This window comes from Micromonospora sp. LZ34 (assembly GCF_052981855.1).
This window is the reverse complement of record NZ_JBRIQN010000018.1, coordinates 76829-102166: the sequence shown is the minus strand read 5'-3', so window position 1 is coordinate 102166 and position 25338 is coordinate 76829. Positions and strand designations below refer to the sequence as shown.

28 protein-coding genes and 1 pseudogene are annotated in these 25338 nt (G+C 71.1%); 11 read left to right on the top strand and 18 right to left on the bottom strand.

The features are described 5' to 3' along the window. Nucleotides 1–90: 90 nt before the first annotated feature. The 6 genes from ACVCAH_RS20185 to ACVCAH_RS20160 all read right to left on the bottom strand — a co-directional run bounded on the left by ACVCAH_RS20185 (nt 91) and on the right by ACVCAH_RS20160 (nt 4238). Nucleotides 91–1293, bottom strand: a complete 1203-nt coding sequence (locus ACVCAH_RS20185) for an RNA polymerase sigma factor (protein ID WP_447137722.1) — start codon at nt 1291–1293, stop codon at nt 91–93. Nucleotides 1294–1298: 5 nt separating this feature from the next. Then, nucleotides 1299–1640, bottom strand: coding sequence for a YciI family protein (locus ACVCAH_RS20180; RefSeq protein ID WP_447137721.1), 342 nt, complete (start codon nt 1638–1640; stop codon nt 1299–1301). 13 nt (nt 1641–1653) lie between these two features. After that, entirely contained in the window at nt 1654–2055 is a 402-nt protein-coding gene (locus ACVCAH_RS20175) for a VOC family protein (RefSeq protein WP_447137720.1), read from the bottom strand. 356 nt (nt 2056–2411) lie between these two features. After that, nucleotides 2412–3242, bottom strand: coding sequence for an NAD(P)H-binding protein (locus tag ACVCAH_RS20170; RefSeq protein WP_447137719.1), 831 nt, complete (start codon nt 3240–3242; stop codon nt 2412–2414). Between the two features lies 1 nt (nt 3243). Further along, nucleotides 3244–3645 (bottom strand): VOC family protein, encoded by a 402-nt coding sequence (locus tag ACVCAH_RS20165; RefSeq protein WP_447137718.1) that lies wholly within the window; start codon nt 3643–3645, stop codon nt 3244–3246. After that, the gene (locus ACVCAH_RS20160) at nt 3642–4238 is read right to left on the bottom strand and encodes a dihydrofolate reductase family protein (protein ID WP_447137717.1); all 597 of its coding nucleotides are present in this window, start codon (nt 4236–4238) and stop codon (nt 3642–3644) included. Before ACVCAH_RS20160 ends, ACVCAH_RS20165 begins: the two co-directional genes overlap by 4 nt. A gap of 254 nt (nt 4239–4492) precedes the next feature. On the opposite strand from ACVCAH_RS20160, the gene ACVCAH_RS20155 reads away from it, so the two are divergent. Further along, entirely contained in the window at nt 4493–5419 is a 927-nt protein-coding gene (locus ACVCAH_RS20155; protein ID WP_447137716.1) for a LysR substrate-binding domain-containing protein, read from the top strand. 446 nt (nt 5420–5865) lie between these two features. Here the strand turns inward: ACVCAH_RS20155 and ACVCAH_RS20150 are convergent, their stop codons facing one another. Next, a complete protein-coding gene (locus tag ACVCAH_RS20150) occupies nt 5866–6573 on the bottom strand; it encodes a class F sortase (protein WP_447137715.1) in 708 nt (235 codons plus the stop codon). Nucleotides 6574–6664: 91 nt separating this feature from the next. Further along, nucleotides 6665–7339, bottom strand: coding sequence for a hypothetical protein (locus ACVCAH_RS20145; RefSeq protein ID WP_447137714.1), 675 nt, complete (start codon nt 7337–7339; stop codon nt 6665–6667). 446 nt (nt 7340–7785) lie between these two features. Here ACVCAH_RS20145 and ACVCAH_RS20140 point away from each other — a divergent pair, with 446 nt between their 5' ends. Further along, nucleotides 7786–8118: a hypothetical protein gene (locus ACVCAH_RS20140; RefSeq protein WP_447137713.1), complete on the top strand. Its 333-nt coding sequence runs from the start codon at nt 7786–7788 to the stop codon at nt 8116–8118. Nucleotides 8119–8443: 325 nt separating this feature from the next. Here ACVCAH_RS20140 and ACVCAH_RS20135 read toward each other — a convergent pair whose 3' ends face one another. Next, nucleotides 8444–8878 (bottom strand): nucleoside deaminase, encoded by a 435-nt coding sequence (locus ACVCAH_RS20135; protein WP_447137712.1) that lies wholly within the window; start codon nt 8876–8878, stop codon nt 8444–8446. Continuing rightward, a complete protein-coding gene (locus ACVCAH_RS20130) occupies nt 8875–9669 on the bottom strand; it encodes an LLM class flavin-dependent oxidoreductase (RefSeq protein WP_447137711.1) in 795 nt (264 codons plus the stop codon). The genes ACVCAH_RS20135 and ACVCAH_RS20130 overlap by 4 nt, the downstream gene beginning before the upstream one ends. A 93-nt stretch (nt 9670–9762) precedes the next feature. Here ACVCAH_RS20130 and ACVCAH_RS20125 point away from each other — a divergent pair, with 93 nt between their 5' ends. Together ACVCAH_RS20125 and ACVCAH_RS20120 are read left to right on the top strand one after the other, a co-directional pair. Next, nucleotides 9763–10209 carry an Lrp/AsnC family transcriptional regulator gene (locus ACVCAH_RS20125; protein WP_447137710.1) on the top strand — a complete coding sequence of 149 codons (447 nt, stop codon included), beginning with the start codon at nt 9763–9765 and terminating at the stop codon, nt 10207–10209. 31 nt (nt 10210–10240) lie between these two features. After that, the gene (locus ACVCAH_RS20120) at nt 10241–11413 is read left to right on the top strand and encodes an FUSC family protein (protein WP_447137709.1); all 1173 of its coding nucleotides are present in this window, start codon (nt 10241–10243) and stop codon (nt 11411–11413) included. A 78-nt stretch (nt 11414–11491) separates the two neighbouring features. Here ACVCAH_RS20120 and ACVCAH_RS20115 read toward each other — a convergent pair whose 3' ends face one another. Next, nucleotides 11492–12145 carry a sigma-70 family RNA polymerase sigma factor gene (locus tag ACVCAH_RS20115; RefSeq protein ID WP_447137708.1) on the bottom strand — a complete coding sequence of 218 codons (654 nt, stop codon included), beginning with the start codon at nt 12143–12145 and terminating at the stop codon, nt 11492–11494. A 183-nt stretch (nt 12146–12328) separates the two neighbouring features. Between ACVCAH_RS20115 and ACVCAH_RS20110 the strand changes: the two genes are divergently transcribed. The 5 genes from ACVCAH_RS20110 (at nt 12329) to ACVCAH_RS20090 (ending at nt 15701) form a co-directional block, all read left to right on the top strand. Then, nucleotides 12329–12454, top strand: a complete 126-nt coding sequence (locus ACVCAH_RS20110; RefSeq protein WP_447137707.1) for a hypothetical protein — start codon at nt 12329–12331, stop codon at nt 12452–12454. Continuing rightward, complete coding sequence (locus ACVCAH_RS20105) at nt 12451–13065, top strand: TMEM175 family protein (RefSeq protein WP_447137706.1); 615 nt, start codon at nt 12451–12453, stop codon at nt 13063–13065. Before ACVCAH_RS20110 ends, ACVCAH_RS20105 begins: the two co-directional genes overlap by 4 nt. 117 nt (nt 13066–13182) lie before the next feature. Next, the gene (locus ACVCAH_RS20100) at nt 13183–13938 is read left to right on the top strand and encodes an SDR family oxidoreductase (RefSeq protein WP_447137705.1); all 756 of its coding nucleotides are present in this window, start codon (nt 13183–13185) and stop codon (nt 13936–13938) included. 294 nt (nt 13939–14232) lie between these two features. Continuing rightward, complete coding sequence (locus tag ACVCAH_RS20095) at nt 14233–15129, top strand: universal stress protein (RefSeq protein WP_447137704.1); 897 nt, start codon at nt 14233–14235, stop codon at nt 15127–15129. A gap of 59 nt (nt 15130–15188) precedes the next feature. Continuing rightward, nucleotides 15189–15701, top strand: coding sequence for an N-acetyltransferase family protein (locus tag ACVCAH_RS20090; protein ID WP_447137703.1), 513 nt, complete (start codon nt 15189–15191; stop codon nt 15699–15701). A gap of 80 nt (nt 15702–15781) precedes the next feature. Here ACVCAH_RS20090 and ACVCAH_RS20085 read toward each other — a convergent pair whose 3' ends face one another. From ACVCAH_RS20085 to ACVCAH_RS20055, 7 genes and pseudogenes are all read right to left on the bottom strand, one after another. Next, nucleotides 15782–17593, bottom strand: coding sequence for an IucA/IucC family protein (locus ACVCAH_RS20085; protein ID WP_447137702.1), 1812 nt, complete (start codon nt 17591–17593; stop codon nt 15782–15784). Continuing rightward, nucleotides 17590–18201 carry a GNAT family N-acetyltransferase gene (locus ACVCAH_RS20080; protein WP_447137701.1) on the bottom strand — a complete coding sequence of 204 codons (612 nt, stop codon included), beginning with the start codon at nt 18199–18201 and terminating at the stop codon, nt 17590–17592. Before ACVCAH_RS20080 ends, ACVCAH_RS20085 begins: the two co-directional genes overlap by 4 nt. Further along, nucleotides 18198–19490 carry a lysine N(6)-hydroxylase/L-ornithine N(5)-oxygenase family protein gene (locus ACVCAH_RS20075; RefSeq protein ID WP_447137700.1) on the bottom strand — a complete coding sequence of 431 codons (1293 nt, stop codon included), beginning with the start codon at nt 19488–19490 and terminating at the stop codon, nt 18198–18200. The genes ACVCAH_RS20080 and ACVCAH_RS20075 overlap by 4 nt, the downstream gene beginning before the upstream one ends. A 33-nt stretch (nt 19491–19523) precedes the next feature. Next, nucleotides 19524–21071 carry a pyridoxal phosphate-dependent decarboxylase family protein gene (locus tag ACVCAH_RS20070; protein ID WP_447137699.1) on the bottom strand — a complete coding sequence of 516 codons (1548 nt, stop codon included), beginning with the start codon at nt 21069–21071 and terminating at the stop codon, nt 19524–19526. 123 nt (nt 21072–21194) lie between these two features. Continuing rightward, on the bottom strand, nt 21195–21593 hold the full coding sequence (locus ACVCAH_RS20065) for a siderophore-interacting protein (protein ID WP_447137756.1): 399 nt from the start codon (nt 21591–21593) through the stop codon (nt 21195–21197). 108 nt (nt 21594–21701) lie between these two features. After that, nucleotides 21702–22051 (bottom strand): annotated as a pseudogene (locus tag ACVCAH_RS20060) (siderophore-interacting protein); the annotation flags it as partial. Further along, nucleotides 22051–23082: an ABC transporter substrate-binding protein gene (locus ACVCAH_RS20055; RefSeq protein ID WP_447137698.1), complete on the bottom strand. Its 1032-nt coding sequence runs from the start codon at nt 23080–23082 to the stop codon at nt 22051–22053. The gene ACVCAH_RS20055 and the pseudogene ACVCAH_RS20060, both read right to left, overlap by 1 nt. Before the next feature lie 110 nt (nt 23083–23192). Between ACVCAH_RS20055 and ACVCAH_RS20050 the strand changes: the two genes are divergently transcribed. Together ACVCAH_RS20050 and ACVCAH_RS20045 are read left to right on the top strand one after the other, a co-directional pair. Beyond that, nucleotides 23193–24257, top strand: a complete 1065-nt coding sequence (locus ACVCAH_RS20050) for a FecCD family ABC transporter permease (protein WP_447137755.1) — start codon at nt 23193–23195, stop codon at nt 24255–24257. Further along, nucleotides 24254–25282 carry a FecCD family ABC transporter permease gene (locus tag ACVCAH_RS20045; RefSeq protein ID WP_447137697.1) on the top strand — a complete coding sequence of 343 codons (1029 nt, stop codon included), beginning with the start codon at nt 24254–24256 and terminating at the stop codon, nt 25280–25282. The genes ACVCAH_RS20050 and ACVCAH_RS20045 overlap by 4 nt, the downstream gene beginning before the upstream one ends. The last annotated feature ends 56 nt before the right edge of the window (nt 25283–25338 follow it).

The following is a 25338-nucleotide window of genomic DNA, read 5'->3' as shown; positions in this document are numbered from 1 at the left end:
TCGGCGCTCGGGGTCGCGTGCCGACGGGGATGCAGGTCCAAGTCGAGACAGAGCGGCTGAAGGCCGGCCCCGTCGAGCGCGTCCACGCGGTCACGCCCAGCTGATCCGCTGTCGCAACAAGGACTGCTCGGCGAGGTTGGCGGTCAGCTCCAGCGCCCGCCTGTCCGCGTCGTGTGCCTCGTCGGGACGGCCGAGGTCGCGTAGGAGTTCGGCCCGGGTGGCGTGCCACAGGTGATAGCCGCCGAGGGCCTGGCGGAGTTCGTCGACTGCCGCCAGCGCCGCCTCTGGTCCGGCCACGTATCGCAGGGCGACGGCACGGTGCAGCTTCGTGACCGGAGACGGCCCGAGCCGGTCGAGCATCGTGTAGAGGATCAGGATCTGCTGCCAGTCGGTGTCCTCCCACCGTTCAGCCTCGGCGTGCACCGCGACGATCGCGGCCTGCAGCTGATACGGGCCGGGCTTCTTGAAGCCGGCGGCCCTGGCGACCAGCCGGGTCGCGTCGGCGATGACCTTCCGGTCCCACAGGTTTCGGTCCTGTTCGGGGAGTTGGATGATCTGACCGTCCGGGGTGAAGCGCGCTGCCTCCCGGGCCCGGTGCAGCCGTATCAGCGCGAGCAGGCCGAGCACCTCCGGCTCGTTCGGCATCAGCCCGGCCAGCTGGGCGGCGAGGAATGCGGCGTCGTCAGCGAGATGCTGAGTTTCGGTGTGCTGGCCGCCGGTGGGTAGGTACGCCTCGTTGAAGAGCAGGTACACCACCGTCAGCACCTCGGCCAGGCGTGCGCCGAGTTCGTCAGTGTCGGGGATCCGGTACGGGATACCCGCGTCGCTGATCTTCCGCTTGGCACGGGTGATCCGCTGAGCCACCGTGGTCTCGGGGATGAGGAACGCCTTGGCGATCTGCGCGGTGCTCAGGCCGCAGACGACCCGGAGCGTGAGGGCGACCTGGGCGGTGCGGGGCAGCGCGGGGTGGCAGCAGGTGAAGATCAGCCGTAGCCGGTCGTCCGGCGCCGGCTGCGGCGGCCACGCGGCCAGAGCCAGCTTGTCCCGGTAGCGGACGTTGCGGCGCAGCACGTCCAGACCACGACGGCGGGCGACCGTGTACAACCAGCCGTCCGGGTTGGCCGGGATCCCTTCGATCGGCCAGTGCTGCAGCGCTGCCTCGACCGCCTCCTGAACGAGGTCTTCCGCGGCGGAGAAGTCACCGATCAGCGACACGAGGGAGGCGGCGAGTCGGCCCGCGTGCTCGCGCACCACGCGGGCCAACTCCGCCTCGGCGCCCCGACCGGTTGCCACGCTGGTCAACCTGCGATGGGGCGAATCTCCACCAGCGGGCACGCCGGCCAGGACTTCACCAGCCGCAACGCCTCGTCCAGATCGGCCACGTCAACCTCGGCGAACCCGGAGATCACTTCCTTGCCCTCCACGAACGGCCCGTCGGTGATCACCGGCTCGGCCTGGTCGAGCCGGACGGTGGTGGCGGTGTGCGCGGGCATCAGATACAGGTGCGAGGTGATCTTGTCGGCATTGTCGGTGAACCACTGCCGCACCCGCCCATAGGCCCGCTCCCGCTCGACCTCGTCCATCGCGGCCAGGTCGGCGGCAAACTGCTCGGTCTCGGCGAACATCAGCACATACTTCACGGATCTCACCCTCTCAGCTCTGGCCGGGCAGCGGGCAGTACAGGTCGATGCCGTTGCCGTCCGGATCCAGCACGGTGGCGTAGCGGTGACCCCAGAATGCGTCCCACGGCTCCCGCGCCCCGGTGTATCCGGCGCCGGTCAGCTCGGCGTACTTGGCGTCGACGTCGGCCGGGCTGTCGAACCGGAACGCCAGGAAGACCGGCGGGCTACCCGCCGCGCGGGTCCAGCCGGGGCGGGCCATCGCGGTGAACTTCTCCTCGTTCAGCATCAGATGCAGCCCGTTGGGCAGGTCGCATCCGGCGTGCTCGGCGTAGTTCGGGTCGACCCGGAACTCGAGGTTCAGTTGCCGGTAGAACGCGATCGAGGCGGCGACGTCGGCGACGACGATGTCCAGGCTGTCCATAACCGGTTTCATGATCACTCCCGTGGTGTCGATGGGGTGCTGTCACCTGTCAGACGACCGACGGGACGCTGGATACGACACCGCTTCAAGATTTTTTGTGCGGTTGGGCCGAAGGCCACGGCCCGGTCCAGCTCAACGGAGGTCGCGTCGGCGGCCAGCCGAACTGCGAACGTGGGCGGGCAGTCAGTGAGCAGTTCGAGTCGCTGCACCCAACGCCCAGGCGAGGGACGGCCCTGCGACTTCGCTGCGATCTCGTCCCCGGATGAGGGCACCTACGCCTACTACGCCGGTCCGGTCGGCGGGAGGTTCACCACTCCAGCCGCCACCAGCCCGGCGCCATGCCGGGCTGGTGGCGGCGGGGCCTGGATTCAGCCGGTCCAGAGCCCGGTGGCCGCGACGTCCCGGCAGTAGTCGGCGAAGTCGCGTGGTGGTCTGTTCAGAGCCCGCTGCACTCCGTCAGCGAGGTGGGCGTTGCGTCCGTCGAGCACCGTGGTGAACAGGTACGTCAGGAGCGTGACGACGTCGGTGGGCACACCACCCGCGGTCAGCGCGGCAGCGTAGTCCGCCGCGCTCACCGGTACGAACCGGATCGGGCGCCCGGTCGCGGCGGCGATCTCCGCGACCGCGTCCGCGAAGGTCAGCAGACGCGGCCCGGTCAGCTCGTACACCTCATTGGCGTGCCCCGTCTCGGTCAGCGCCGCGACCGCGACGTCGGCGATGTCGTCGGCGTCGACGAAGGGTTCGGCCACCCCGGTGACAGGTAGCACGACCTTGCCGGCGAGCACCGGCTCCAGCAGGTAGTTCTCGCTGAAGTTCTGGTGGAACCAGCTCGCCCGGATGATGGTCCATTCGGCTGCGGCGTCCTGGACCACCTTCTCGCAGGTCTGCGCCTCCTCCTCACCCCGACCGGAGAGCAGAACGAGGCGCCGGACCCCGGTCGACACCGCGAGGTCGGTGAAGGCCCGGATGTCGTCGGCCGCGCCGGGGACCGCGAGGTCCAGAGCGTAGGACACATACACCGCATCGACGTCCGACAGGACGGCGGACCACGTGGCCCGGTCGGCCCAGTCGAACGGGGGTGCGCCGGAGCGGGAGCCAACTCGCACCGGCACCCCGCGCGCAGTCAGCCGGTCGACGATCCGGCGACCGGTCTTGCCGGTCCCGCCCAGCACCAGGGTCATGATGTCGCTGCTGCCCATATCAGGACTCCTGCTGATCGGGGCTGGGGGTTACCCACTCGACGAACTGAACCGTGATGCCGCTCGGGTCGGTGACCTGGAAGAGACGTTCTCCCCACGGCTCTTCCCGCAGCGGCATGGTGATGGGGACGCCCGCCGCGCGGAGTCGGTTCTCCTGGGCGGCAACATCGGAAACGGTGAAGGCGACGATGACTCCGGCGGCGTGCTGGTCCCGGGATCCTTCGGGCAGCACGTCCGTGCCGCGACTCAGCAGCACGATGTCGACGGCCGCGTCGTCGCGGCCGAGGGAGGCGAACCCGTCGGCGGCCATGCGTTCGGTGAACCCGAGGTGGGTGGTGAAGAAGGCGCTTGATTCCGTCACCTTGTCGACGGTGAGGGAAAGGGTGGTAGCGGTGATCATCATGCGCGTGCTCCTTGTCGTGCTTGAGCGGTGCAGGTCAGGAGGGTGACCCCGCTGTCGAACTGCCGGGTCGATGCGAGGGTGAACCGGGTCGGGTGGTACTTGCCGGCGAACAGGGGGATCCCCGCGCCGGCGACGATCGGGTGCCGCTTGATGATCAGCGTGTCGATCTCGCCGAGCAGGCGGCCCGCGAGTTGACCGCCGCCGCACAGCCAGATGTCCGCGCCGTCTTCCCGTTTGAGCCGGCGGACCAGGCCGATCGGGTCCTGCGCGACGACCTGCACTGTCGGGTCGTCGATGGTCAGCGACCGGGACACCACGTACTGGCGCAGATGCGGGTACGAGCTGGTCGTACCCACGCTCAGCGTCGGCTCGTAGGTGCCACGGCCCATCACGACCGTGTCGAACCGCCCGTTCGGGGCGCCGACCAGGCCGAAGTGTTCCCGGAGGTGCACCGGAATCGTCTCGGGGAACTCCGCCGCGAGCGCCGCCATGTGATCGCCCTCGTGGAGGAAGCTGTCGTACTGCCCCTCCGGGCCGGCGATGTAGCCGTCGAGGCTCGACGCGACGTAATAGACCAGTCTGCGCTGGCGCATCGTACTCCTTCTATGGGTGGGCGAGGCAGGGGTCAGGGAGCTTGCGGTGGGCCGCGCGTCCGAGCCGGGGCACGCGGGCCGGCGGGGTGCAACGTCCGCATCTGGAGCTCCTCGATCGGGTCACCGAACCGGTCGTACGGTTCGCTGTTCACCATCACCCGGGCGCCGACCCGCAACAACGCAAGATCCGGTAAGGCTCGATAATCGCTGGGTTATCGATGGGCACTGTCTGACCGTCGGACCAGGGAGCCGCTGTGGAGCTGCGTGATATCGAGATCTTCCTGACGCTGGCCGAGGAGCTGCACTTCGGGCGCACCGCGGCGCGGATGCACCTGTCCCAGGCCCGGGTCAGTCAGTCGATAGCGAAGCAGGAGCGCCGGGTGGGTGCCGCCCTGTTCGAGCGCACCAGCCGCCGGGTGGCGCTGACCCCGATCGGCGCCCGCCTACGTGACGATCTTGCCGTCAGCTACCAGGGCATCCTGGCCGCGCTCGAAGGGGCCGCTACCGCGGCGCGGGGCATGGAAGGGACGCTCACGCTGGGCACCATGGGCGCCCTGGCCCAGGCCATCGCAGATGTCACCAGCCTGTTCCGCGCTCGACATCCCCGCTGCGACCTGCGGTTTCGTGAAGTGCACGTTGCTGACCCGTTCACTCCCCTGCGCACCGGCGAGGTCGACGTCGCGCTGCTGTGGACACCGGTCAATGAACCCGACCTGACCGTCGGGCCGGTCCTGCGCACCGACCCGATCATGTTCATGGTCGCCGACGACCATCCCCTCGCCCGTCGTGGTGAGGCCACCATGGAGGATCTGGGCGACTACATCGTCGCCCACCCCGCCACGCCCATTCCGCGTTACTGGGAGGAGGCGATCGTGCCGTTCCACACGCCGGCCGGCCGGGAGGTCCGGCGCGGACCCGCGGTCGCCACCTGGCAGGAAGTCCTCACCGTCGTGGCCGCCGGCGTCGTGGTGCAACCGGTGCAGGTGGAAGCCTCCCGCTACTACTCCTGGCCAGGCATCACCTACCTACCAGTGCGGGATGCCCCGACCTGTTCCTGGGCCCTGGTATGGCGTACGGCCGCACACACGGCCCTGATAGCCGCGCTCGCTCAAGCCGCCCACGACCGCCTTGCGCTTCCCGACACTGGGGCGATGAAGTCGGGGAACCACCTGGAGGGCTGACCAGACTCGCCGGAGTGGTGGCGTGGCAACACAATCTGGGTTGGCCAGGGCGGCGTCCTCCTCATCGACATGTTCGGTTACGACGACCAGCGGCGGCTGACGGCCGGCGACGCGCTGCTCGGTCTGCTCCAGGCGCTCGGCATGCGTACAGCCACGGTCGTGCCCTCGCCGAAGTCCGGCGGCTCGACGAGGCGGGCGACTGCTGGAGCCAGGCGTTCGAAGCGTCGCCGACAGCGGGGACGGCGACAATGCCGAGCAGGTCCGGCAGAAACTCGACGAGCTGACGTGAGCGTCTCCGGCAGGCACTCGCCCACACCGGCCAACGCCACCTCATCGGCGGCCACGACGCCTCACCTCGTCGAGCGAACCAGCATCGATCATCTCGTCCACCGCCGTACGAGCCGCCGCTCAGGCCGGCATGTCACCAACAATGCGATCGTTTGTGGTCAAGGCACCAGCGTCGCGAACACGACGATGTTGTCCTTGTACGACTTCGCTGCCTTGTCGTAGTCGCCACCACAGGTGATCACGCGGAGCTGCGCCTTGCCGGTGTGACCGTAGACCAGGCTCAGCGGGAGCTTCTTCTTCGGGTAGCGGGCCACCCCGTCGACGATGAAGCGGGCCTTCTTGCCGTCCTTGCGGGGCACCTCGATGGTGTCTCCCGGTTTCAGCGCGCCCAGACGGAAGAAGACCGCCCGGCCCGTGGCGCGTGAGTCGACGTGGCCCACCACCACCGCGGTCCCCACCTCGCCGGGACTTGGTCCCAGCTTGTACCACCCGGTCGTATTGGGCTGATTCACCGCTGGGACCGCGATCTGCTGGTTCCGGTCGAGCCCGAGCGGAACCGTCGGCGCGTCAACGCCGATCCGCGGGATCCTGATGCGGGTCGGCTGCGATCGCGGCATCCCGGCCACCGTCGGTGAGGGAGACGGGCGGGTCGCGGTGGACCCGAGATCGCCGTCGACGCGGCCGCGAGCATTGCGCGCCTCACCGTGGGTCGCCCCGGAGCCCGGCGACGCGTTGGCTCCACTCGGCGTCGGCTCTGGTGTGGTCGGTTCGTCCGTCAATGGTGACGGCAGGGACTGCGGTGCGGCGGCGGCGTCGGGCTGCGGCGGCCCGACCGGATCAGGAGCCGCGGCCGCGAACGCGATCAATCCTGCTCCGCCAAGCGTGATAAGGACGACCAGGACGAGGCCAGCGGCACGCCACGGGAAGCCGTGGCGGCCGCTGGCGCTCCTGGCCGCCCTAGGCGGCAGTGCCATTGGTGGACCGCCGACGCAGCAGTGCGATGCCACCGAGCACGCCCACGCCCACCATGCCAGCACCGGCCGCCGTGAGAGCACCGGTGTTGGTGTCGGAGAGCGCGCCACCGTCACCGGCCGCGACGCCGGCCGTCTTCGGCAACACCCAGGCTCCGTCCGGACCCGCGTACGCGCCGCCAGCCGTGGTGGCAGGCTGGCCGACCGGCGAACCAGCCTCGCCGATACTAGCCTCGACCATCCTGAGGAGGTCGGAGAGCAGATCGAGCTCCACGTCCACCTCCACCTCGAGGTCGCGAATGCAGACGACGATGGTGTTGGGCTGGGTTCTGTTGTCGTTCGTCGCCACCTGCGATGCGGGCAGGTTGAAGGTGACGACGCTGTCCTCGATGGTGTTGTCCTTGATGACATTGGTGATGTTCTGCTCGTTGATCTGCTTGGTGGTCGCGCAGGTCACCCCCTTACCGTTCTTGTCGCGCAGGCTGAAGGTCTTCGGCTTGTCGTCTGACTTCTTCTGCGACGTCTGCCCCTCCTTCGAGGCCGTGGGCCCCTGGGGCTCTCCGTCGGGCGCGGCGAGCGCGGCGGCGGGCGCCGCGAGCAGCAGGGCGGCGCTGCCCAGCACCACTCCGCCGGCGAGCTTGGTCAAAAACCTCATCGACATGATCCTCACTCCTTTGGTCGGCTCAGGAGGCGAGCCATGACGAACGCTAGTCCGATTCATACGAAACGAGAGGACTTTCCGGGTTTCGTAACACGTAGTACTCGAGATGCCATAAGTAGTTAATTCACATCTACTGGGGGGTTTGAGTTTCCCTGTCTGCCTGGCTTTGGTAGCGGCCCGCTGCCGCAGAAGGGGCACCGCCACCTGGGCGGTGGCACCTGTGCGCCACTGGCGGGAGCCGGAGGTTCGTCTCGCGGGGCAGGCCGCCCCAGTCGCCGCTAACGAGACCTGAACCGGGCTAATCGCCCGGATATGGGGAACAACCACCTATAGCAGCCGAAGGCATGTTTGCCTCAGAAACCCGGAAAACGGCCCGACCGAACATGAATGCTTCTTATGTTCGTCATGGCTCTTCTTCCTGAGCCAACTAGAAGGGAGTGAGGGACATGTCGAAGAGGTTCCTAACCAGGCTCGCCGGCGGAGTAGGGCTGGCCAGCGCCGCCCTGCTGCTCGGTACGCCCGCCGCCGCGCTCGCGTCCTACGGAGAGGACTCGCGGTACGAGCCCTCGGACCGCAACGGGGTTGTCTGCGCCACCAACGAGCAGCTCAACAAGCTGATCGTCGCCAACATCATCAGCGACAACGACATCGAGGACAGCGACGTCACCTTCGAGCAGAACATCTCGGTTGACCAGACGAACGAGAACACAACTCAGCCCAACAACGTCGTCGTCTGCATCGGCGACGTGGACGTCGACGTGGACGTGGAAGAGGACTAGGAACCGCTCAGGTGGCTCGAGCCTGCCGGTATCGGCGGCGCGGCGATCCGTCAAACAACGTCGCCTGAGGCGGCCAGGACACGGTCAGCGGCACGTCATGGTTTCCCGTGACGTGCCGCTGCCTCGTCCTGGTCGTACTCCTCATGCTCCCAGGTGCAGGATCGGTCCGGTGCTGCACGGCGAGCCGGGCGCCTCGCTCACAAGCTCTGTTCAGTCCTGCCGTGGCGGCGAGCGAACCGCGCCCCGGCCGACGTGGCACGTCGTGTCGGTGTCGGGGCAACGTGGCCATCTGGGTTGGCTCGGCCGCGAAGCTGCGTGCCGTCTCTCAGGCGCGGTAGTAGGCGTCGATGGGGGCGCGTGCCTCGTCGAACAGGGCCGGGCCGTCGTGCGTCACCGTCGGCCAGGCGCCCGAGGCGGGGTTGAGCTCGATGAGCTGCTTGGTGGCCAGGGCGTAGACGACCCGGCCGAGTCCGGAGCGGATGATGCCGCCCGCGCACATGCCGCACGGCTGGCAGCTCGTGTACATGGTGGTGCGTGCGGCCGTTTCCGGGTCGAGTTCGCGGGCCGCCCAGCGGGCGAGCTTCAGTTCCGGGTGGGCGCTGATGTCGTTGTCGCGACGCACCGTGTTGTGGGCTTCGACGAGAATCGTGCCGTCCGGGCCGGCCAGCAGGGAGCCGTACGGTGCGTCACCCAGGGCGATGGCGCGCGCCGCGATGGCGATGGCACGCCGTAGGAGTTGCTCGTCGGCAGTGGTGATCACGATGGTGTCGTCCTCCGGTGGGTGGCCAGGGCGGTCAGCGCCTGCCAGGCTGTTTCGGGCCTGCGGGTATCTTCGGGATCTCCGTGGTACGGGTCGAGCACGACGGCTTCGGCGCCGAGCTGGCGAAGCTGATCGAGATCGTCGAGGATCTGCTCGATGGTGCCGACGCCCGCCAGCCGCTCGGGGTCGTCGACCGGTGTGGTGGTCAGCCGCAGGGCGATGCGGGGCGTGAAGGCGGACAGCGGGTGCTTCGCCACGGCCGCGCGCAGCCAGGGAAGGGTGACCCGCAGCGGGTGCCAGGCGTCGCCGAACCGGACAGCGCGTCGGATCGCCACGTCGCTGTTGCCGCCGACCCAGATGGGCACCGAGATGGTCTCCCGCAGGGTGGCCAGGTAGTCGTCGGTCAGCTTGCCGCGCTCGCTGAACGGCACGCCGAGCGCGTCGAACTCCTGACGAGCCCAGCCGACGCCCACCCCGAGCACGAACCGACCGCCGCTGAGCTGGTTGAGGTTGGTGGCCATGCGCGCCACCAGCAGCGGGTGCCGGTAGGGCAGCACGAGCACGGTTGTGCCCAGCCGCAGCCTGGTGGTGACGCCAGCCAGCCAGGACAGCGTGGTGAACGGCTCGTAGAACGGCTCCGGATACCGCTGCGCCACGTCCGGGGTGACGGCCACGTGATCGGACACCATGAGGAGGTCGAAGCCGAGCCCCTCCACGATCCGCGCCCACTCGCGCAGCACTGCGGGATCGGTGCCAGGCCCGAAGTTCGGCACGTTGACGCCCAATTGCATGATCCAAGGCTATCCCGGCGATCAAGGAATCTGGAACAGACTTCTCCCGGCGATGGCGGCGTTCTGCCGGGAAAACATCGGTATGATCGCGCCATGGCCGTGAATCTTGACGACGTCGATTGGGCGATCATCGATCAGTTGCAGCAGGACGGCCGCATCTCCCTCAGCGAGTTGGGGCGGCGCGTGAGCCTCAGCTCGTCGGCCACCACGGAACGGGTGCGACAACTGGAGGCGCAGGGCATCATCTCCGGCTACCGCGCGGTGGTTGACCTGGCCAAGGTCGGCTACCCGGTGCTCGCCGTCGTCCGGTTGAAGTACCCGGGCAACCACCACCAGCCGTTGCACCGCCTGCTCGCCGAGCGCCGGGAGATCCTGGAGTGCCTGCGCACCACCGGCGACGACTGCTACACCCTGAAGGTGGCCGCGACCTCCATGGGGCACCTCGAGGCGCTCATCGACGAGCTGGCCGGTTTCGGCAGCACGACCACCAGCGTCGTCTACAGCCAGACCCTGCCCTACCGCGGGCCCGACCGGCCCTGATTCGCGAGGAACGAGCGGGGTAACCCCGGCCATGGCCGCTGATCGGCACGGCCGGCCCGGCCCCGACGCCGTTACCGAGCAGGCCAAGGACATGACGGCGCGGGCCCGGCGCCGCGGTGGTGAGGCCGGCAGGCTGCGGCTGCTTCACCTCGAGGCCATTCTGGTCGTCGCCGTCCAGTGCGGGCTTGCCGCTGCGCTGTCCTGGGTGATCGCGCACGAGGTGCTGGACAGGCCAGGGCCGGTATTCGCGCCCAGCGCGGCGGTCGGCACGATCGTCGCCGCCCTCGGGCAGCGCGCCAAACGTACGTTCGAGCTGATGCTCGGGGTCGGGCTGGGCCTGTTGGTCAGCGATCTTCTGGTGCTCTTCATCGGGTTCGGGCCCTGGCAGATCGGTTTGGTGGTGGCGTTGGCCATCGCCGTCGCACTGCTGCTGACCGGACGAAGTGGCGCGCTGGTCGCCCAGGCGGGCAGTACGGCGGTGCTGATCGCCGCGCTGTCACCGACCTCACGAGACCTCGAGTTGCCCCGCATCCTCGACGCCGTGGTGGGCGGCGTGGTGGGGTTGGTGGTGGTCGCGGTGCTGCTGCCGATCAACCCGATGCGGGTTCTCGACCGCACCGCCGCGCCGGTGGTCCAAACGCTCTGCGCGCAGCTTCGGGAGGTCGCACACGCACTGAGACAGCGCGACCCGGACCGCGCGATGCGGGCACTCGAGCAACTCCGTGGCATGGAGCCGGACCTGGCCCGGCTGCACGAGGCACTGGCTGGCGCCAAGGAAGTGGTGACGATCTCGCCGGCACGCTGGCAGCGCCGACATGACGTGGAGCGTTACGAGCGTGGGATGCAGCATTTTGACCGGGTGGCGCTCGAGTGCCGGGAGTTGGCTCGCTGGGCCACCACCAGTCTGGAGTACGACGAGCCGGTACCGCAGGAACTCATTGCCGCGGTGGAGCAGCTCGCGCAGGCGGTTCACCTACTGCATCAGGAAACCCGGCAGGGCCAGCCACAGGAGCAGACACGCCGGGTGGTCCTGGACGCCGCACGCTTGGCCGGCCGAGCCCGCGCAAGAGGCCTGAATTCGTACGCCGACGGCATGGTGACCCAACTCCGGACGGCGGCGAGTGACCTCCTCCGATCGACGGGGTACGAGCCGGAGACGGCCAACCGGATGGCGCGCGAGGCGGCGCAGCGGGGCTCCGTCTGACCCCGCCAGCTCGCAGGTCCAGCGACGGCTTCGCCCCGGATTCGGTCGGCGAGCAGATCATCGGCCGCCGCTACGTGGTCAGTGGCCGCCGCTGCGCGGCCGCGCTCGCTCGCGGGCGTGCATCGCGGCCACCCGCTCCACCGCGGTCATGTCGCCGGATCGGGCGGCCGCGACGAACGTGGTCAGCAGCCGCCGCTGCGCGGCCGCGGTCGCTGGCGTACGCCGCTTACCCACTATGTCTCGGCGCGCCCGGCTGACCAGCTGGCGCACGGCCGGCTCGGTCGCCTGCAGGATGTCCGCGATCCGGGCATACGGGTAGTCGAACGCCTCCCGCAGGACATACGCGGCACGTTCGGTGGGCCGGAGCTTCTCCATCAGCAGCAGGGCCGCGAGCTCCAGAGCCTCGCCACGCTCAGCCCCCAGGTACGGGTCCGCGCTCGGGTCGACGGATTCCGGCAGCCCCGATCCGATGCACGTCTCGCGCCGCACCCGCGCCGACTGGAGCGCGTTGATGGCCAGCCGGGTCGTCGTCGTCGCCAGGAACGCGGCCGGGTTGACCACCGTGGCGCGGTCACACGTCTGCCACCGCAGCCATACCTCCTGAACCAGATCCTCGGCCTCGGTGGCGCTGCCGAGCATGCGGTACGCGATCCCGAACAGGCGTGGCCGCACGCTGGTGAAGACCGCTGCGGCCTCCTCAAGGTCATCCGTCCCGGCCGGCTCATGATTCACGCCAGACTCCACCATCCCTCTCCCCCGTCTGGTCACGTCGCGGCTGCCACCAGGCCAATCGTGGGCCGGGAACGCCGCAAGTTCCCAACGCCGCAGCAGTGATGGCGACCACGCCCCTGTCACAGATTCCGCGGCTGCGCTGTCTCGGCTGGTGGAGACAGCGAAATCTCACCAGGAGAACCCATGACCGACCCGAAGCCGACCGTCCTCGTTCACGGCGCCTTCGCGTCGATCCTCGAGGCCGTGGACGGCGCTCATGGGGCGCTCGAGGCGGGATCCGGTATCGAAACGAGAAGGGTGACCCGGTGAGGCCGAGTCGACTGGAGGCATTCAGTGATGGGGTGCTCGCCATCATCATCACGATCATGGTGCTGGAGTTGGGGGTGCCGGAAGGTCACCATCTCTCCAACCTCGTCCACACGACCGGTATCGGGCTGCTGACGTATCTCCTCAGCTTTGTCTACGTGGGCATCTACTGGAACGCCCACCACCACATGTTCCACCTGGTTCAACGGGTCAACGGCGGTGTGCTGTGGGCGAACCTGGCGCTGCTGTTCTGCCTGTCGCTGGTTCCGTTCACGACCACCTGGGTGTCCGAGTCGAGGTTCGCGCAGACCCCGGTCGTCATCTACGGTCTGAACCTGCTCAGCGCGGCCGTCGCGTACCTCGTGCTGCAGTGGGTGATCATCCGACAGCAGGGACCGGAGTCGCCGCTGCGCCGGGCGGTCGGCAACGACCGCAAGGGCAGGATCTCCGTAGTGGTCGACGTCGTCGGGATCCTCAGCGCGATGACGATCGACCGGAGCGGGCATGTCGGAGTGTGGATCGCCATGGCGTGCTTCGTCGCCATCGTGATCATGTGGGTCGTCCCCGACCGCCGCATCGACCGGGTGGTGCGCCAGCACGAGCCCGCGGCCTGAGGGCCGAGAGCGAATTCGGGGACATTTTCCGCGAAGGTGTCACAGGCCGGAGGGGTTCCCGGTCTTAGCCGGTGACCGGATGGCAACCGACGCCCCGGCCAACAGGGAAGGTTTGTCATGAAGATCGTGGTAATCGGCGGCACGGGCCTGATCGGGTCGAAGCTCGTGGCGAAGCTCGGCGAGTACGGCCACGAGGCGGTGCCGGCGTCACCGAACACCGGCGTCAACACCCTCACCGGCGAGGGCCTGACCGAGGTGTTGGCCGGCGCGTCCGTGGTGGTCGACGTGTCGAACGCCCCCTCTTGGGAGGACACCGCGGTGATGGAGTTCTTCACGACCTCCACCCGCAATCTGCTTGCCGCGGAGGCGGCGGCCGGTGTGGGCCACCACGTGGCGCTGTCGATCGTGGGGACCGAACGGCTGCCCGAGAACGGCTACTTCCGGGCGAAGGCCGCGCAGGAGAAGCTGATCGAGGACTCGTCGATCCCGTTCTCGATCGTGCACGCGACGCAGTTCTTCGAGTTCGTCAAGGGCATCGCCGACGCCGGCGCGGACGGTGACACGGTCCGGATGGCGCCGGTGCTCTTCCAGCCCATGGCCGGCGACGAGGTGGCCCAGGCGCTCTGTCGGGTGTCGGTGGGGGCGCCGTTGAACGGGCGGGTCGAGGTGGCCGGGCCCGAGCGGCTCCGGATGGACGAGTTCTTCCGCAACGCCCTGGCTGCTCTGGGCGATCCGCGTGACGTAGTCACCGACCCGCACGCGCGCTACTTCGGAGCCGAGTTGGGCGAGCGGAGTCTGGTGCCGGGCGACGGGGCGGTCCTCGGAGAGATCAAGTACGCCGACTGGCTGGGCCGGACCACGGCCGGCAGGTAGCGCCCGGTCCTCGTCCACACCCGTCAGCCGAGGTGGTACTCCCATGCTCGGCCGCGATCCGACGGCCACCGAGTCGAGGCGCAGTTCGAGCGCGTGGCAGGCGGCGTGGTCAGGACCGGCGTCCCCCCGCCGGTCCTGACCACGCCGCCCGAACTTCAGCCGGCAGAGCCGGCCGATGGCGGAGAGCCGACGAGTCGAGCAGGTCAGCGGCGACGACCGACGACCGAACAACGAGGACCGGATCCCGCCCGCTCGCCGACCGCGGGTGGGGTGAGAACGACGAAAGAGGATGTCATGACCATCAACAACAGCGCCCCCGTCGTGGTCGGTGTGGACGGCTCCGCGGCCGCACTGGACGCGGTCCGGGTGGCGTCCCGGGAGGCGGCGTACCGGCACCGTCCGCTGCGGGTCGTGCACGCCTTCATCTGGCCGCTGACCGGGGCCCCGCTCACCCCGGGGCCGGGCGCTCCGGCCGGGGCCGGTCTGCGCAACCAGGCGGAGCGGTACGTCGCCGAGGCGGTCGCCGAGGCCAGCAGGGTCTCCCCCGAGGTGCCCGTCACCGGCGAGGTGGTGGACGGCGCGCCGACTCCGGTGCTGCTGGACGAGTCCCGGGAGGCGGCGCTGGTGGTACTCGGACACCGTGGTCTGGGCGGCCTCGCCGGCCTGCTCATCGGCTCGGTCACGGTGCAGGTCTCCGCCCGCGCGCAGTGCCCGGTGCTGGTGGTACGCGGTGAGCCGCGGGCCGACGGCCCGGTTGTGGTGGGCGTGGACGGCTCGGAACTGTCCACCGAGGCGGTCGGGTTCGCGTTCGACGAGGCCGCCCGGCGGGACGCCCCGCTGGTCACGGTGCACGCCTGGCTCCACCCCACCTCGGTCGGCCCGGGCGACATGCTGCCCCTGGTCTACGACCGGGACGCCCTCGCCGGTGCGGAGGAGCGCGTGCTCGCCGAGTCGGTGGCCGGCTGGTCCGAGCGCTACCCGGAGGTGCCGGTGCGACAGCGGCTCGTCGGCGGCTCACCGGCCCGGGTACTGGTGGAGGAGTCCAGGACGGCGCAGCTGGTGGTCGTCGGCGCGCACGGCCGCGGCGCGCTGGGCGGGTTGCTGCTCGGCTCGGTCAGCCACGCGGTGCTGCACCACTCGCACGCGCCGCTGGCGATCGTGCGGCACACCCGCCAGGCCGACCACCCCTGAGCTCGGGCGAGGCGGAAACCCGTTTGCCGGTCGGCGGGACGGCTCCTAGGGTGCTCGCCGTGCAGATCCGGCCGTTCGCGCAGCCCGACTGGTCCCAGGTTTGGCCGATCATCCACGAGGTGATCCGGGCACAGGAGACCTTCCCCTACGACCCGGCGATGACGGCCGGCCAGGCGTACGACATGTGGGTGGAGCAGGCGCCGGGCCTCACGGTGGTCGCGGCGGACGGTGACGCGGTGCTCGGCACCGCCAAGATGGGTACCAACCGGCCCGGCCCCGGCTCGCACGTCTCCACGGCGAGCTTCATGGTGGCCCTGGAGGCGCGCGGCCGGGGTGTGGGCACCGCGCTGTGCCGGTACGCGCTCGACTGGGCCCGCGCACGCGGCTACGCGGGGATGCAGTTCAACGCGGTGGTGGCGTCGAACACGGCCGCGGTCGAGCTGTACCGGCGGGAGGGGTTCGACGTGGTCGGCACCGTGCCGGGCGCGTTCCGCCACCCCGCGCTCGGCCGGGTCGGCCTGCACGTGATGTACCAGGAGTTCCCGGACGCCGCCGTCCCCGCCGCCGCCTGACAGCCGGTCGGCGGGAAGGGCGACGTGGCGGCGTCGGAGCCCGGCGGCCGACCGGAGTCGGGCCGCCGGGCGGTCGACACCTACGCCAGAGCCGGCGCGGCCGCGCCGGCGGTGGCCGGGGCGTAGCGGGCGATCGGGTTGCTCAGGGTGCCGACGAGTTGCAGGGCGGCCGACGGGTCGGCGAGGTCGACCATCTGCTGGTTGTCGCGCAGCTGGAGCCGGTTGAGGCAGGAGAGCGCGAACTCCGGGGCGAACAGGTCGTAGCGGCGCAGCCGGTCGGCCAGGTGCGGGACCCGGCCGGCGTAGTCGGTGGCGCACTCGGCGACCGCGCCCCAGAAGGTCTCCTCGTCGCAGACCCCCTCGGTGACCAGGATGGCGTTCAGGTGGCGCAGGAAGCAGTCGAACACGTCGGTGAAGACCGACAGCAGCTTCATCTCCTCGGGCACGTCGGCGCGGATCCGCTCCACCGCCGGGGGCAGCTCCGCGTCCGGGCTCATCACCACGATCTCCTCGGCGATGTCCTTGAAGATCGCCCGCTGCACGGTGCAGTCGTTGAGGACCAGGATGACGTTCTCGCCGTGCGGCATGAAGGCCAGGTCGTAGGCGTAGAAGCTGTGCAGCAGCGGGGTGAGGTAGGCGTCGAGGTAGCGGCGCAGCCACACCCGCGGCGCCAGCCCGGAGCCGGCGATCAGCGCGGCGGCGAACGACCGGCCTTCGCGGTCGGTGTGCAGCAGCGAGGCCATGGTGACCAGCCGCCGGCCCGGCTCCAGGGCGGGCACCGGGCTCTCCCGCCAGAGCGCGGCCAGCATCTTGCGGTACGGGGAGTACCGGTCGGTGGCCGCCTCGTACTGCGGGTGTCGGTAGCCGACTGCGGCCCGCTCCCGGATGATCGTCAGCCCGGTGGAGCGGAACACCTCGTCGGCGGCGATCAGGTCGGCGAGCCAGTCGTTGATGGCCGGGGTCGCCTCCATGTACGCCGCGGAGAGCCCCCGCATGAAGCCCATGTTCAGCACCGACAGCGCCGTCTTCACGTAGTGCCGGTGCGGTTCGGTGACGTTGAAGAAGGTGCGGATCGACTGCTGGGCGAGGTGTTCGTCGGGGCCCTCGCCGAGGCAGACCAGGCGCCGCCGGGCGACCTCCCCGGCGAAGGTGACGGCGAGCTTGTTCCACCACTGCCACGGGTGCACCGGGATGAGGTGGTAGTCGGCCAGGTCCAGGCCCAGCTCGGCCGTGGTCTCCGCGAAACCGGCCAGGGTCTGCGCCCCGAGTTCCCCGCGCACCAGGGTGTCGTAGTGCAGGTCCGCGGCGCAGGTGAAGGTCGAGTGGTCGCGGTGGGCGGCCAGCCAGACCAGCCGGACCGGCGCGGCGGCCTCCGGGGCGTACCGGTGGTATTCGTCGATGCCGAAGCCGAGCCGACCGTTGTTGGCCACGAAGCAGGGGTGGCCCTCGGTCATCGAGGTCTCGACGGTCTGGAAGTCGGCCCGGGCCAGCTTGGCCGCCGGCAGCGCCGGCCGGTCCAGCTTGTACGCGGCCCCGGCCAGGGTGGAGGTGATCTCCTCCAGGTAGACCGGGAGGACCCGGTCGCTGAGACCGAGCGCGCCGCGCAGCTCCAGGCAGAGGTCGACGGCGTCCAGCGGCAGTTCGTCCTCGCCGCGGTGCCGGGTGATGCTCTCCGGGTCGATCTGCCAGTGCTCCAGGCTGAGCACCCGGGCCGCGAACCGGTACGCCACGCCGCCGTCGTCGCTGCGGACCAGGTACCGGCCCGGCCCGTCGGGCTCCGGGCTGAGCAGGCGTTCGTGGGCGAACTCGGCGAGCGCCTTGCGGACCAGCAGCCGGTTGGCCCGGGCCCAGTTCTCCGGGGTCAGGTGGGCGGCGACGGCGCGGGCGGTCATGCCGGTACTCCTTCGGTGCGGGCGGCGGGGTCGGGGGCGGGATCACGCACGGCGGTGGCGGCGCCGAACCGCTCGCGGGTGCAGACGCTCAGCAGAGCGGTCTTCGCCGGCAGGGTCACCTCGCCGACGACGGCGAAGCCGACCGCGGCGTTGAGCGCGTGCACGGCGGTGTTGCGCACGTCCGGCTCGACCACCACCCGTCGGGTGGCCGGGTCGGCGAAGAGCCACTCCATGACGGTGGTGATGACGGCCAGGGTGAAGCCGTGCGCCGGGGTGTCGGTGGGGGCGCAGAGGAAGTGCATGCCGACGTCGCCGGGGCGGTGGTCGTAGCGGCCGGCCAGCTCGACGTGCGCGGGGTCGTACCGTTCGGCGAGGAACGCCGGCCGGCCCCGCCAGAGCCCGAGGTGGGCGTCGTGGTGCGGGTGCGCGGCGATCCGCCGGTACTCCGCCGCGACCGCGGCGACGTCCGCGTCCTGCATCATCCAGAACGCCGCCTTCGGATGGGTCACCCAGCCGTGCAGCAGCGCGGCGTCCGCCTCCGGGTCGAGGGTACGCAGGGCCAGCTCGCCGAGCCGGGGGTCGACCCGGGTGTACACGACGGCGGTCACGACGCCACCCCGGCCGGCGCGCCGAACTCCTGGAAGGTGATGCTCTTCTCGATCGGATAGTGCTCGCGGCCGAGCAGCTCCCGGATGATCCAGGAGTTGCGGTACGGGCCCATGCCCAGGTCCGGCGAGGTGATGCTGTGCGTGTGGGTGCCGGCGTTCTGCAGGAAGATCCCCCGGCCGGTGTTGTCGATGCTGTAGTTGCGGGCCACGTCGAACCGGCCGTGGCCGTCCCAGCGGATCCGGTCGCGCACCGGGGCGAGGAACTCCGGCACCCGGTAGCGGTAGCCGGTGGCCAGCACCAGCCCCTCGGTGTCGAGGGTGAAGTCCCGCCTCTGCTCCACCTGGCGCAGCCCGAGGGTGTACGTCCCGGTCGCGGCGTCGTACGCGGCGCTGGTCAGCTCGGTGTTCGTGATCAGTCGGGTGCGCACCGGGCCGTGCACGCTGCGCGCGTAGAGCAGGTCGAAGATGTCGTTGATCAGGTCGGCGTCGATGCCCTTGAACAGCCCCTTCTGCTCGGCCTCCAGGCGGTAGCGGGTCGGCTCGGGCAGCGCGTGGAAGTAGTCCACGTAGTCCGGTGAGGTCATCTCCAGGGTCAGCTTGGTGTACTCCAGCGGGAAGAACCGGGGCGAGCGGGTGACCCAGTTCAGCTGGTAGCCGTGCGCGTCGATGTCGCCGAGCAGGTCGTGGTAGATCTCCGCGGCGCTCTGCCCGCTGCCGACCACGGTGATGCTCCGCTTGGCCTTCAGCGCGTCCCGGTGCGGCAGGTAGCGCGAGTTGTGGATCGCGTCGCCGGCCAGCCCGGCGCAGGTCTCCGGCAGGTACGGCGGGGTGCCGGTGCCGAGCACCAGGTGCCGGGCCCGGTGCACGACCTCGGTGCCGGCGACCGAGGCGGTGACCACGTACCGCTCGTCGGCCGGGTCGTACGTCAGCGAGGTGACCCGGTGGCCGAAGCGCAGGTTGTCGAGCTTGGCCGCGGCCCAGCGGCAGTAGTTGTCGTACTCGACGCGCAGCGGGAAGAAGTTCTCCCGGATGTAGAACGGGTAGAGCCGGCCGGTCTCCTTGAGGTAGCTGAGGAAGGAGAACGGCGAGGTCGGGTCGGCGAGGGTGACCAGGTCGGCCAGGAACGGCGTCTGCAGCCGGGCGGATTCCAGCAGCATGCCGGGGTGCCAGTCGACGTCGGGACGGGCCTCCAGGAAGAGCCCGTCGAGGTCGGTGATCGGCGCGGTAAGGCAGGCCAGGCCCAGGTTGTACGGGCCCAGCCCGATCGCGATGAAGTCGTGGGTGGACATCCGGCCTCCAGGCGCGGGTCGCGGGAACGGTGGTCAGCCGACCTGGCAGGTGAGGTCGGCGGCGGGCCGGGCGGCGGCGTGGGCGTGCACGTACCGGCCGGCGTGCTCGGCGATCAGGTCGAGCACCGCGGCGACGTCGTCACGGGTGGTCGCCGGGTTGAGCACGGTGAACTTCAGGTGCTGCCGGCCGTCCACGGTGGTGCCGGCGACGACGGCGGCGCCGGAGGCCGCCAGCGCCTCCCGGGCGTGCAGGTTGGCCCCGTCGGCGAGGTCGCGGGCCGCGCCGGTGGGCAGGTAGCGGAACACCACGGTGCTCAGCGGCGAGCGCGTCACCACCTCGAAGCGCGGGTCGGCGCTGACCAGCTCCCAGGCGTCGGCGGCCCGGTCGAGCACCTCGTCGAAGAGCGTGCCGACCGCGTCCGGGCCCATCACCCGCAGGGTGAGCCAGAGCTTGAGCGCGTCGAACCGGCGGGTGGTCTGCAGGCTCTTGTCGACCTGGTTGGGGATGCGCTGCACGACCATCCGGGCCGGGTTGAGGTAGTCGGCGTGGTAGGTGGCGTGCCGCAGCGCGCGCCCGTCGCGCACCAGCAACGCGCTGGAGCTGACCGGCTGGAAGAAGGACTTGTGGTAGTCGACGGTCACCGAGTCGGCCCGCTCGATGCCGTCGAGCAGGTGCCGCCGGGTCGGCGACACCAGCAGGCCGCAGCCGTACGCGGCGTCGACGTGCAGCCACACCCCGGCCTCGGCGCAGACGGTGGCTATCCCGTCGAGCGGGTCGATGGTGCCGAAGTCGGTGGTGCCGGCGGTGGCGACCACCGCCATCACCACCAGGCCGGCGCGCCGGCACCGGTCGAGTTCCCGGCGTACCGCCTCGGGCCGCATTCGCCGGTCCGGTCCGGTCTCGACGGTGACCACCGCGTCCGGGGCGAGGCCGAGCAGGGTGGCCGACTTCTGGACGCTGAAGTGGCCGGCGGCCGAGGCGACCACCCGCAGCCGGGGCAGCAGGTCCCGGCGCGCCGCCGGGGCGGCGCCGGCGAGCGCCTCCTCCCGGGCGAGCAGCAGGGCCTGCAGGTTGGACTGGGTGCCGCCGCTGGTGAAGACGCCGTCGGCGGCGGGGCCGAGGCCGATCCGCTCGGCGGTCCAGTCGATCAGCCGGCGTTCGATGAGCGTCGCCCCGGCGCTCTGGTCCCAGGTGTCCAACGAGGAGTTCACCGCGCTGAGCACCGCCTCGCCGAGCAGCGCCGGGATCACCACCGGGCAGTTGAGGTGGGCCAGGTAGCGGGGGTGGTGGAACCAGACGGCGTCACGCAGGTAGACCTCCTCGAGCTCGTCGAGGGCGGCGGTGGTGTCGCCGAGCGGGCGGTCGAGGTCGATCGCCCCGATCCGCGGCGCCAGTTCGGCCGGGGTGACCCCGGTGAACGGGCGGTCCACGGCGGCCACCCGCCGGGCCACCCGGTCCACGCCGGCGGCGACCGCCGTGCGATATCGCTCGACCGACCCGTCGTTCAGCAGCTGGGCCCGGGCGGCGGTCGATCCGGGGGTGGCCGTGACGACCTCGACGGTGTGTCCCGGCAGACTCATGGGCAGGTCCTCCACGCTCGGTTGCGGACGGCGGTGGTACGTGGGCAGCCGGCACCCGCCCCCCGCGCGGTGCGCGGGCGGCCAGGGCGGCGGTGGGACGGGTTCGGTGGTGTCGCGGTGCGGTCAGGCGGTGGCGTCGGCCAGCGCCTCGGCGCGCAGGTCCTCTTCCGAGGCGCCGCGGCGCCAGTAGCCGGTGAAGGTGACCCGGCGGCGGTCCAGGCCGCGCTCGCCGACCAAGTGCCGGCGCACCGCGCGGACCATCGCGGACTCCCCGGCGACCCAGGCGTATGTCGCGCCGGCCGGCAGCCGGGCGGCGCGGACCGCGTCCACCAGCAGGTCGCTGCCGGGCGGGGTGCTGCCCCGGACGACCCAGCTGACCTCGGCCTGCGCGGCGGTGGGCAGCTGCTGGATGTCCGCCGCGTCGGGGACCTCGATCCAGGCGCGGACCCGCGTTCCGGCAGGCAGCCAGTCGAGGATCCCGCCGGCGGCGGGCAGCGCGGTCTCGTCGGCGGCCAGCAGCACCAGGTCGGTGCCGGGCGGCGGGCGGAAGCAGACGCTGCGGTTCTCCGCCACGGCCGGGCCGAGCAGCACCACCCGGTCCCCCGGCCGGGCCCGGCCGGCCCACCGGGAGGCCGGGCCCGGGTCGCCGTGGCTGACGAAGTCGATGTCCACTTCCGACCGCTCGGGGCGGTGCGCCCGGATGGTGTACGACCGCATCACCGCCCGCACGTCCGGGTCCATCGCCCGGTAGGCGGCGGACCAGTCCGGCTCGCTCGGCTCCGGCAGCAGCGGCGCCGGCTGTCCGGGTGCGGCAGGAACAGCGAGACGCTCTGGTCCCGGCCGCCGCTGGCGAACCCGGCCAGGTCGGTGCCGCCGAAGGTGATCCGGATCAGGCAGCCGCCGATCCGCCGCACGTCGACCACGTGCGCGGCGTAGAGCCGGTACTGCGCGGCGAGCGCCTCGGCGGCGGCGCTGGTCATCAGCTGACCTTCTTCGTCGCCAGGATCGCCTTGGCCAGGTTCTCCAGCAGCGGCGCCGCGCCGGCGTACGAGAAGCGGGGCACCGCGTCCCACGCGGTGACCTGGTTGGCCTTGACCGCGGGCAGCTGCTGCCAGGTCGGCTTGGCCGTGAGGTCCTTGGGCTGCAGCGCGGTGCCGCGGTTGTCCAGCAGGATCAGGTCGGCCGGGAACTTGCCGGCGTTCTCCCAGCTGAGGGCCTCGAAGTAGTCGCCGGTCTCGAGCTTGGTCGGCACCACGATGTCGACCCCGAGTTCGGCGAAGTACATCAGGTCGGTGCTGACCTTCGGGTTGGAGATGTAGAACAGGTCGGGGCTGCCGGAGGCGGCCATCACCTTGATGCCCGGGTTGGTCTTGACCGCCTGGCGGACGGACTCGGCGGCGGCCTCGAAGCGGGCCTTCGCGTCGGTGACCTTCTTCGCGGACAGGTCGGCGCCGAGCGACTCGGCGAGCTGGGCGTAGCGCTCGATCGGCTTGGTCATCGGCACCCGGGCGGTGGTGACGGCCACGCTGGGCGCCAGCGGGAGGATCTTGTCCTTGCTCTCGTCCGGCACGTACCAGAGCGCGCCGGGGTCGTACGTGTGGGTGACCAGCAGCTCCGGGCGCAGGGCCGCGTACTTCTCGACGCTGAACTCGCCCCAGACGTTGCCGAGGATCTCCACGCTCTCCACGTTCAGGTCGCCGGCCTGCGGGTCCTTCGTGCCGTCCGCGCGCCTGGTCTCCCCGAAGACACCGACCACCTGCTTGTCGAGTCCGAAATCGACCAGGGCCGCCGCGGTGCCGGTGAAGGCCACCACGCGGGACGGACGGGTGCCGGCGCTGACCTTCTCGTTGCGGTCGTCGGTGAACGACCACGGGCCGGAACCGTTGCCGGCGGCGGGCGATGCGGAGTCACCGTCGCGTCCGCAGCCGGCGAGCAGGACGGCGAAGGTGGCGGCACCGCCGGCCAGCAGGCCACGGCGGGAGAGGCGACGGGCGGACACGGGATCAGACATGAAGTCGTCTTTCGATCAGGGTCGGGGAGTGACCATGGACAGCGCGGTTAGGTTAACCTAACCTAACCTGCTGTCAAGTCCCGTTCGGCGTTTCCCCACCGGAGTTCACACTGTCCGTCATCCAGTCACCACGCAGCGGTGGCCTGACCGCGGCGCCGCCCGCGGTGCCGGCCCCGCCCCGTCGCGGCCGTGCCGCGCTGCGGGCCGCCGGTCTGGTCGCCGCCCTGCTGCTGCTCGTCGCCGTCACCGTGCTCAGCATCGCCGTCGGCGCCAAGCAGCTGCCGCTCGCCGAGGTGTGGCAGGGCCTGCTCAACCGCGACTCGGCCGAGTACGCCGTCGTGCACCGGATGCGGCTGCCACGGACGCTCCTCGGCCTGCTCGCCGGCGCCGCCCTCGGGGTGGCGGGCGCGGTGATGCAGGCGTTGACCCGCAACCCGCTCGCCGATCCGGGCCTGCTCGGCATCAACGCCGGCGCCGCCGCGGCGGTCGCCACCGCCGCCGCCTTCCTCGGCGTCACCGGGGTCGGGGGCTACGTCTGGTTCGCGCTGCTCGGCGCCGCCGCCGTCACCGTCGGCGTGTACGCGGTCGGCGGCGGCCGGGCGGCCACCCCGGCCCGGCTGGCGCTGGCCGGCGCGGCGCTCAACGCCACCCTCTACTCGTACGTCAGCGCGGTGATGCTGCTCGACGCCGCATCCCTGGACCGGCTGCGGTTCTGGACGGTCGGGTCGTTGGCCACCGCGGAGACCGCGACGGTGCTGCGGGTGCTGCCGTTCATCGGCGCCGGCCTGCTGGTCGCCCTGGTCGCGGCCCGCCCGCTCAATGCCCTGGCGCTCGGTGACGACTCGGCCCGGGCGCTGGGCGCCCGGCCGGCGCTGATCCGCGGCGTGGTGATCACCGCGATCACGTTGCTCTGCGGGGCCGCCACCGCGGCCTGCGGCCCGATCGTCTTCGTCGGGCTGCTGGTGCCACACCTGGTCCGCGCGCTGACCGGGCCGGACCTGCGCTGGCTGCTGCCGTACTGCGCGCTGCTCGCCCCGGTGCTGCTGCTCGGCGCCGACGTGCTGGGCCGGGTGCTCGGCCGCCCGGGCGAGCTCCAGGTGGGCATGGTCACCGCGGTGCTCGGCGGGCCGCTCTTCCTCTGGCTGATCCGGCGCGGACGGGTGGCCCACCCGTGATCCTGCTGCGTACCCCGGGCGGGCTGTCGCTGCGCCTGCGCCCCCGCGCGCTGGTGGTCGGCGCCGCCTGCGCGCTGTTCACCGCGGCCCTCGGCGTGCTCGCCCTGCGCAGCGGCGACTATCCGATGAGCGCCGCCGACGTGCTGCGCACGCTGGCCGGTGGCGGCAGCCTAGCCGAGGACTTCATCGTCACCGAGCTGCGGCTGCCCCGGCTGGTCACCGCCGTCTGCGTCGGCGCCGCGCTGGCGCTGGCCGGCGCGGTCTTCCAGTCCCTGGCCCGCAACCCGCTGGGCAGCCCGGACGTGCTCGGCTTCACCCAGGGCGCGTCCACCGGCGCACTGCTGGTGGTCGTGGTCGGCGGCAGCAGCCTGGCGCTCGGCGCGGCCGCGGTGGCCGGCGGACTGGCCACCGGCGTGCTGGTGCACGCCCTCGCCTGGCGGCACGGCCTGCCCGGCTACCGGCTGATCCTGGTCGGCATCGGGGTCACCGCGATCCTCACCGGCGTGAACGGCTACCTGCTGACCCGGGCCCCGCTGATGGACGCGGCCCGGGCCGTGCTCTGGCTCACCGGCAGCCTGGACGGGCGGGGCTGGGTCAACGCGCTGCCGCTGCTGGTCACGCTGGCGGTGCTGGTGCCGGTGGTGTTCCTCGGCTGCGCGCCGGCGCTGCGGGTGATCGAGCTGGGCGACGACACCGCCACCGCGCTGGGCGTACCGGTGGAGCGGGTGCGGCTGCTGCTGCTCGGCGCGGCGGTGCTGCTGGTCTCCCTCGCCGCGGCGGCGGCCGGGCCGGTGTCGTTCGTGGCGCTCACCGCGCCGCACCTGGCCCGGCGGCTGACCCGGGCGCCCGGGCCGAACCTGCTGCCGGCGATGGCCGTCGGCGCGGCGCTGCTGGTCGCGGCCGACCAGTTGGCGCAGCGGGCGTTCAGCGGCCACCAGCTGCCGGTCGGCGTGGTGACCGGCGTGATCGGCGGCGGCTACCTGGTCTGGCTGCTCGCCACCGAACGCCGGGCCGGCCGGCTGTGACGACCACTCACCAGAACGGAGCAACGACCATGCAGCCCCACCGGCTCAGCGGCCAG

Bases quoted from the DNA above. Each gene is read 5' to 3' on its own strand.
- ACVCAH_RS20100 (WP_447137705.1), top strand. From the start codon at position 13,183: ATGAAGATCGTGGTAATCGGCGGCACGGGCCTGATCGGGTCGAAGCTC.
- ACVCAH_RS20075 (WP_447137700.1), bottom strand. From the start codon at position 19,490: ATGTCCACCCACGACTTCATCGCGATCGGGCTGGGCCCGTACAACCTG.
- ACVCAH_RS20175 (WP_447137720.1), bottom strand. From the start codon at position 2,055: ATGAAACCGGTTATGGACAGCCTGGACATCGTCGTCGCCGACGTCGCC.
- ACVCAH_RS20165 (WP_447137718.1), bottom strand. From the start codon at position 3,645: ATGATGATCACCGCTACCACCCTTTCCCTCACCGTCGACAAGGTGACG.
- ACVCAH_RS20070 (WP_447137699.1), bottom strand. From the start codon at position 21,071: ATGAGTCTGCCGGGACACACCGTCGAGGTCGTCACGGCCACCCCCGGA.
- ACVCAH_RS20125 (WP_447137710.1), top strand. From the start codon at position 9,763: ATGGCCGTGAATCTTGACGACGTCGATTGGGCGATCATCGATCAGTTG.
- ACVCAH_RS20145 (WP_447137714.1), bottom strand. From the start codon at position 7,339: ATGTCGATGAGGTTTTTGACCAAGCTCGCCGGCGGAGTGGTGCTGGGC.
- ACVCAH_RS20110 (WP_447137707.1), top strand. From the start codon at position 12,329: ATGACCGACCCGAAGCCGACCGTCCTCGTTCACGGCGCCTTCGCGTCG.
- ACVCAH_RS20085 (WP_447137702.1), bottom strand. From the start codon at position 17,593: ATGACCGCCCGCGCCGTCGCCGCCCACCTGACCCCGGAGAACTGGGCC.
- ACVCAH_RS20055 (WP_447137698.1), bottom strand. From the start codon at position 23,082: ATGTCTGATCCCGTGTCCGCCCGTCGCCTCTCCCGCCGTGGCCTGCTG.
- ACVCAH_RS20095 (WP_447137704.1), top strand. From the start codon at position 14,233: ATGACCATCAACAACAGCGCCCCCGTCGTGGTCGGTGTGGACGGCTCC.
- ACVCAH_RS20130 (WP_447137711.1), bottom strand. From the start codon at position 9,669: ATGCAATTGGGCGTCAACGTGCCGAACTTCGGGCCTGGCACCGATCCC.
- ACVCAH_RS20140 (WP_447137713.1), top strand. From the start codon at position 7,786: ATGTCGAAGAGGTTCCTAACCAGGCTCGCCGGCGGAGTAGGGCTGGCC.
- ACVCAH_RS20170 (WP_447137719.1), bottom strand. From the start codon at position 3,242: ATGGGCAGCAGCGACATCATGACCCTGGTGCTGGGCGGGACCGGCAAG.
- ACVCAH_RS20160 (WP_447137717.1), bottom strand. From the start codon at position 4,238: ATGCGCCAGCGCAGACTGGTCTATTACGTCGCGTCGAGCCTCGACGGC.
- ACVCAH_RS20120 (WP_447137709.1), top strand. From the start codon at position 10,241: ATGGCCGCTGATCGGCACGGCCGGCCCGGCCCCGACGCCGTTACCGAG.